The following is a 6,540-nucleotide window of genomic DNA, read 5'->3' as shown; positions in this document are numbered from 1 at the left end:
CACCCTTGCCGTTCGGCTAGCGGTTCCCGTCATCAGGGTCCGCAGAGGACTTTCACCTCCAAGTCACCATTTGGTCACCACAGCCAAATGGATGGTGCTTGAGCACCACGCGCCCTGCCGGGCGCACATAAAAAAAGGACCTAGCCAAAACAGCTAAGCCCTTGATTTTATTGGCGCGCCTCGAGAGATTCGAACTCCCGGCCTTCTGATCCGTAGTCAGACGCTCTATCCAGCTGAGCTAGAGGCGCAAAGAAGTGAGTTTATCGCCCAGAATTGAAAATTTGTCAATAGTTAAGTCAGCGCTCGCTACGCTTCGAATCCTGTCGAACTACTGTGCTAAATAACTGGCGGAGAGGGAGGGATTCGAACCCTCGGTCCCGGTTTCCCAGAACACTCGCTTAGCAGGCGAGCACCTTCGGCCTCTCGGTCACCTCTCCGCAAATCGTAAAATTTTTGAACTTCGCTCTTCTGACATTCAGTCAGATCGCTAAAGCTTCGAATCCTATTCAACTTTTTTGTGCTAAACAATTGGCGGAGGAGGTAGGATTCGCCCACTTTGTCACCGCCATCACGGCGGTTCCTGCGTCGGCTCCCCTGCGCTCGCTGGCGCGGCCATCCTGGCCGCTCTTCTGACATTCAGTCAGCGCTCGCTCCGCTTCGAATCCTATTCAACTTTTTTGTGCTAAACAATTGGCGGAGGAGGTAGGATTCGAACCCACGGAACTTTCGTTCAACGGTTTTCAAGACCGCCGCCTTAAGCCACTCGGCCACTCCTCCGTTTAATCGCTGACGTCTTGCGAAAAACTCTGGAACAGTAACCAACCTTGGCATAAAAAGCAAGCACAAACAGCCCCTCATTCTAACCAGGTAAGAAGCTTACACCGGCGCGACAATCTTCTGCAATCCCCCCATATAGGGCACCAGAACTTCAGGAATGGTTACTGAGCCATCTTCCTGCTGATAATTTTCCAGAACCGCTACCAGGGTACGACCTACGGCAAGTCCGGAGCCGTTGAGGGTATGGACCAGTTCCGGTTTTTTTGCCCCTTCACGGCGAAAACGGATGGCGGCGCGGCGAGCCTGAAAGTCGCGGAAATTCGAACAGGAAGAAATCTCGCGATAGCTATCCTGCCCCGGCAACCAGACTTCGATATCAAAGGTCCGCGCTGCAGAAAATCCGATATCCCCGGTACAGAGATCGATCACCCGATAGGGTAACTTCAATAGCTGCAACACCTTTTCGGCATGCTGCAGCAAGGTTTCCAGTTCAGCATCGGAATCCTCCGGGCGGGTAAACTTGACCAGTTCCACTTTGTTGAACTGATGCTGGCGGATCAAACCACGGGTGTCGCGTCCGTGGGCTCCAGCCTCCTTGCGAAAACAGGGGGTATAGGCGGTGTAACAGAGGGGCAGATCCTTTTCACTGAGGATTTCGTCACGGTGGATGTTGGTCACCGGCACTTCCGCTGTCGGGATCAGGAACAGATCGACATCTTCAGTATGGAACAAATCGGCCTCAAACTTGGGCAACTGACCGGTGCCGGTCATGGAGGCTCGATTGACCAGAAACGGCGGCAGGGTTTCGGTATAACCGTGCTGGTCTGTGTGCAGATCGAGCATGAAATTGATCAGCGCCCGCTCCAGCCGCGCGCCGGCGCCGGTGGACAGACAGAAGCGCGCGCCGGATATTTTGCCGGCGCGTTCAAAGTCAAGAATGCCAAGGTCAGGACCAAGATCCCAATGCGCCTTGACAGTAAAATTGAATTGCGGCTTGTCACCCCAAGTGCGCACCACCGGGTTATCCTCTTCCGACACACCAACCGGCGCCAGTTCATGGGGAATATTCGGCACCCCCATCAGCAATTCATTTAGGCTTTCCTCTACCTGCGCCAGCTGATCATCCAGCTCCTTGATGCGGGCCGAGACCTCCTTCATCCGGGCAATCTCACCCTGCACCTGGCTCTTATCCTTAGTGCGCCCGATGACTTCGGACACCTTATTCTTCTCCGCCTTCAACCCTTCCGACTCGCCGAGCAGTTCGCGGCGCTGCCGATCAAGAGCCGAAAATCCTGACAGGTCAATATTTCCGCCTCGCTGTGCCAACGCCTGCTGTGCCGCCTCGAAATTTTCCCGTAAATATCTGACATCAAGCATTCTTTTCTCCTTGTGATCGATCCTGTTCAGTGCTCAAGGTCAATAGCATTTTGAAGTGTAAAAGGTCAAGATAACCCCACTCCCTATTTCCCGCTACGTCCATTGACCCACCACTGATGATCCTCATCAAACCACCACTTCGACGAATCGGTCTCCCAGATGGTTTCCGCCAACTCCTTGGCAATCTCGGTTTTTAAGCGCAAACGCGAAAAGGGGTACCACTCATCGGCGTAGCGATTGCCCAGATCCTTATGCTCCTTCAGGGACAGCACCATTTCGAGTTGATCAGCATCATGGGCCAGTTGCGCCTCGTAGCTTTCACGAGCAATAAATTCAACCAGGGTAGCTCGGTAATCCTCACCAAAAGGGAGCTCTCGGGCAAGATCCTCGACTGCTTTTTGCTCATCAACCTGAACGTATTTCTTGTTGACATAGTTCAAATCGCCGGTACGTGCTTCCGGAATGTCGTGAAACAGGCAGAGCTGCAACACCCGCGCGACATCGGCCTGGCCATCAAGCTGAGCCAGAGCATAACCGATCATCGCCGTGCGAAAACTGTGCTCCGCCACCGACTGGGCGCCCGATCCAAGAAACTGAAAGCCGGTGCGCGGCGTGCGCTTGAGCATCCCGACTTCAAATAAAAAATTAGCGATATTCTTCATAGATGTTCCTCCCTACTCCCAAGTACCTACTCCCCACTACCTACTCCCAAGTACCTACTTCCCACTCCCCATCACCCCTGCCAGACGCAAAATACTCCCGCCAATATCAACCCCACCGACGTCAGGCGAATCCGGCCGAATGACTCGCCGAGAAACAGCAGACCAATGAGGACACCGATCAACAGACTGATCTGCCGCACCGGTACGGCATAACTGACCGGCGCCAGCACCAGTCCGTAACGAAACGACAGAAACGACGCCAGAATCACCGGCCCGGACCAGATCAGCAGCCAGGGGCTCTCTTGGCGGCCCCCCAGAATCCGACCACGATAGCGCGGGCGCAAGAGGTTCAGGGTCATGTAAACAATCATAAAAAACACCAGCACGTAGGTAAAACCAAAAGGAGAATATCCATCAACTCCGGCTTTATCAATAATCACGCCGATGGAGTACACCAGCCCAGCCAACAGCGCAGCCTGTACCGATGGATTGCCGAGTTGGGTAAAGGGGTAGATAACATCCCGCAACCGTAAGCCCCGCAACTGAATACAGTAGGCCCCCAGGGCAATCAAGCCTATCCCGAGAATCCCCAGCGAACTCAGTTGTTCGCCGAGAAACAACACCCCCCAGATCGGCACATAGAACATGGCGGTCTGAGCCAGCGGGTAGGTGACTGATAAATCCCCCTGGCGATAGGCGAACCCACCAAGCCAGTGATATAAAACAAAACAGAAGGCGGCCAGCGCCGCCAGGGCAATCAAACGTGGCGTCAACACCGGAAACAGATCGAGGCTGATCATCAGCAGATTCATCAGCAGCCACGAGCAGAGGAACATCCACCAGATGAAAATAGTCTTGTCATGACTCTGCTTGACCATCAGGTTCCACAGGGCATGCATCAGGGCGGAGAACAGAATCAATAGTAGAGCGAGGGTTTCCATGGGCGGCATCATAGCCGATGCCCGAGGCGAAGAAAAGCGCCTTTGACTCTGACGACAAGTCGGTTATTCTTAACAGCGAGGGGGCTGATCAAATGTTTCATGATGAAAGGATAACGCCATGACCAGATACCGGACTGAGCAGGATTCATTAGGTGAGATGCAGGTCCCACAAGAGGCTCTATATGGCGCCCAAACAGCGCGTGCCATCGATAATTTTCCTATCTCCGGACAACCCCTCCCGGCGTCCCTGATCCGTGCCCTGGGGTTGATCAAGAAACATGCGGCAACAACCAATCATGGGTTGGGGCTGTTACCAAAGGAGGTTGCTGAGGCGATTCGTGATGCCGCGCACGAAATTGCCGCCGGTGGCCACCTTGAACAATTTCCCGTCGATATCTTCCAGACCGGATCAGGCACCAGCAGCAACATGAACGCTAATGAGGTCATCGCCCACCGTGCCGCCCAACTGCTGGGCAAAGCGATGGGGAGCAAAGCCGTTCACCCCAACGACCAGGTCAACATGGGGCAATCGAGCAACGATGTTTTCCCTAGCGCAATCCACATCGCCTGCGCCGAAGAGCTCCATCGTCACTTGTTGCCGGTACTCGATCAATTTTTTCAGCACTTGAGTGACAAGGCGGAAAAGTTCAACGACATTCTCAAGATCGGCCGCACCCACCTGCAGGATGCGACACCGATCCGCCTGGGGCAGGTCTTTTCCGGTTATGCCCGGCAGGTTGAATTGGCCCAGGAACGCCTGGCGGCGAGCTCCAGCGGCCTTTATGAACTGGCGCTGGGAGGCACCGCTGTCGGCACCGGCATCAACACCCATCCGCAGTTTGCCGCCACCACCGTCTCCGCCATTGCCCGCGAAACCTGCCTGCCGTTTCGTGAAGCGGGGAATCATTTTGAAGCGCAAGGCGCCAAGGATGCCCTGGTAGCGACCAGCAGCAGCCTGAAAGATTGCGCTGTCAGTCTGTTTAAGATCGCCAACGATATCCGTTTTCTTGCCAGCGGGCCGCGCTGTGGCATCGGTGAGCTGATTCTGCCGGCAGTGCAACCGGGCAGCTCGATCATGCCGGGAAAAATCAATCCGGTGATGGCGGAAAGCCTGATCCAGGTGTGTGCCCAGGTGATCGGTAACGACGCCACGGTGTCGCTCGGAGGGTTGTCGGGGAATTTTGAATTGAACGTGATGATGCCGGTGATGGGGTGGAATGTGCTGCAGAGCATCGAACTGCTCAGCAATGCCATTCGTGCCTTCGACGAAAAATGCCTGCAGGGGCTACAGGCCGATGAGCAACGCTGTGGCGATCTGCTCGAACAGAGTCTTGCCCTGGTCACCGCGCTGGTGCCGGAAATCGGTTACGACCGTTCCGCCGAACTGGCTAAAGAGGCACACAAAACCGGGCGGACATTGCGTGAACTGGCTCTGGAGGATGGGGTGGATGAAGAGGTTCTGGATCGCCTGCTTGATCCGGCCGGCATGACCAAACCGACGGCATAAAAACCACGACCGCAGGATCACGGATCACGGATCACGGATCACGGATCACGGATCACGGATCACGGATCACGGATCACGGCTCACGGCTCACGGCTCACGGATTACGGATTACGGATTACGGATTACTGTCCCAGCGATTAAGTCCGCTGCAAGGTCGCGATAATCCCCTTCGCCAACACCTGTTGCTGCCAGCGTTTCAACAGTTCAGCAATAGCCGGATCTTCAAAGCTGCGGGGGTTACGCAGCGCCAATTCTTCCAGCAGGGCATTATTGATCAATACGCCGGGATCAAGCTGTAACTCTGCTGCGATTTTGGTCCGCCACTTTTTCAGGGCGTTAAAACGACCTTCCACCGCCGGATCGACCTCTTTTCTGACGCTACGCGGATAGGTTGGCAATTGCTCTTCGGTCAGCTCCAGAGCGGCACCAATCTGCTGTAGAATAGTACCTCCATAGCGCCCCGCCATACGCGGTGGCAGGCCGTCAATCCCTTCCAGCTGGTTGCGCCCCTCGGGCAGCAACCTCGCCAGTTCGAGCAGCGGCTTGTTGCCCAGCACCTTGTAGTGGGGCGTGTTGCGCCGCCGTGCTTCATCATCGCGCCAGACCAGCATATGTTCCAGCGCCGCCAGCTGGCGCGGCTTAAGGGAACCGGCACCTTTGAAACGCAAAAACAAGGGCCCGTTCTGAGGAGAAAAGCGTACCTGCTCAAGCAGCTCACATTCCTCTTTTACCCACGCCAATCTGCCCTTTTCCACCAGCTTATCTTCAAGTAAACGGGCCAGATCATGGAGATGGCTGGTATCTTCAGCGGCATAGCGGATCATGTCGTCTGACAGGGGTCGCAACGACCAGTCGGCTCGCTGGAAACGTTTATTTAGTTCCACACCATAATATTTTTTTAACACATCGGCCAGGCCAAAACGCTCCTCGCCAAGGAACTGGCAACTGATCATGGTATCGAACAGACCCCTGACGCTAATCTCAAAGTCACGCCCCAAAGAGCGGATATCATAATCGGCGGCGTGAAAAATCTTGCGCTGGTCGGGGTTGGCAAACATCGATTTGAGTGAATCTAAATCAGGAATCGCCAAAGGATCGATCAATACGGTGCGCTGGGGGGTGGTAAATTGCAGCAGGCAGACCTTTTCCTGATAATTGTGCATGGAGTCCGCCTCGAGATCGACGGCGATAGTTTCATGCCCGGCAAGCTCGACGGCAAAATCGGCGACTTCTACGGCGGTTGTTAAAATTGTGGGTAATGACATTCTTGTTATCC

Annotated in this window: 5 protein-coding genes and 3 tRNA genes; 1 reads left to right on the top strand and 7 read right to left on the bottom strand. The window is 54.8% G+C overall.

Annotation, left to right across the window (positions count from 1 at the left end; genetic code table 11):
• Positions 1-171 precede the first annotated feature (171 nt).
• The 6 genes from ICT70_RS05355 to ICT70_RS05330 form a co-directional block, all read right to left on the bottom strand.
• A tRNA-Arg gene (locus ICT70_RS05355) sits at positions 172-248 on the bottom strand.
• Between the two features lie 97 nt (positions 249-345).
• Positions 346-437 (bottom strand) — tRNA-Ser (locus tag ICT70_RS05350).
• A gap of 254 nt (positions 438-691) precedes the next feature.
• Positions 692-777, bottom strand: a tRNA-Ser gene (locus tag ICT70_RS05345).
• 99 nt (positions 778-876) lie between these two features.
• Entirely contained in the window at positions 877-2,154 is a 1,278-nt protein-coding gene (gene serS, locus ICT70_RS05340) for a serine--tRNA ligase (RefSeq protein ID WP_191154359.1), read from the bottom strand.
• Positions 2,155-2,237: 83 nt separating this feature from the next.
• Complete coding sequence (locus ICT70_RS05335) at positions 2,238-2,816, bottom strand: HD domain-containing protein (RefSeq protein WP_191154358.1); 579 nt, start codon at positions 2,814-2,816, stop codon at positions 2,238-2,240.
• A gap of 71 nt (positions 2,817-2,887) precedes the next feature.
• The gene (locus ICT70_RS05330) at positions 2,888-3,757 is read right to left on the bottom strand and encodes an EamA family transporter (RefSeq protein ID WP_191154357.1); all 870 of its coding nucleotides are present in this window, start codon (positions 3,755-3,757) and stop codon (positions 2,888-2,890) included.
• A gap of 118 nt (positions 3,758-3,875) precedes the next feature.
• Between ICT70_RS05330 and ICT70_RS05325 the strand changes: the two genes are divergently transcribed.
• Entirely contained in the window at positions 3,876-5,264 is a 1,389-nt protein-coding gene (locus tag ICT70_RS05325; protein WP_191154356.1) for a class II fumarate hydratase, read from the top strand.
• 137 nt (positions 5,265-5,401) lie between these two features.
• Here ICT70_RS05325 and ICT70_RS05320 read toward each other — a convergent pair whose 3' ends face one another.
• Positions 5,402-6,529, bottom strand: a complete 1,128-nt coding sequence (locus ICT70_RS05320; protein ID WP_191154355.1) for a ribonuclease D — start codon at positions 6,527-6,529, stop codon at positions 5,402-5,404.
• Between the last annotated feature and the right edge of the window lie 11 nt (positions 6,530-6,540).

The organism is Pelovirga terrestris, from assembly GCF_014773365.1.
Lineage (GTDB): Bacteria > Desulfobacterota > Desulfuromonadia > Desulfuromonadales > Geopsychrobacteraceae > Pelovirga > Pelovirga terrestris.
Note: the sequence above shows the minus strand (reverse complement) of the source record. Positions and strands in the feature narration are given on the sequence as shown.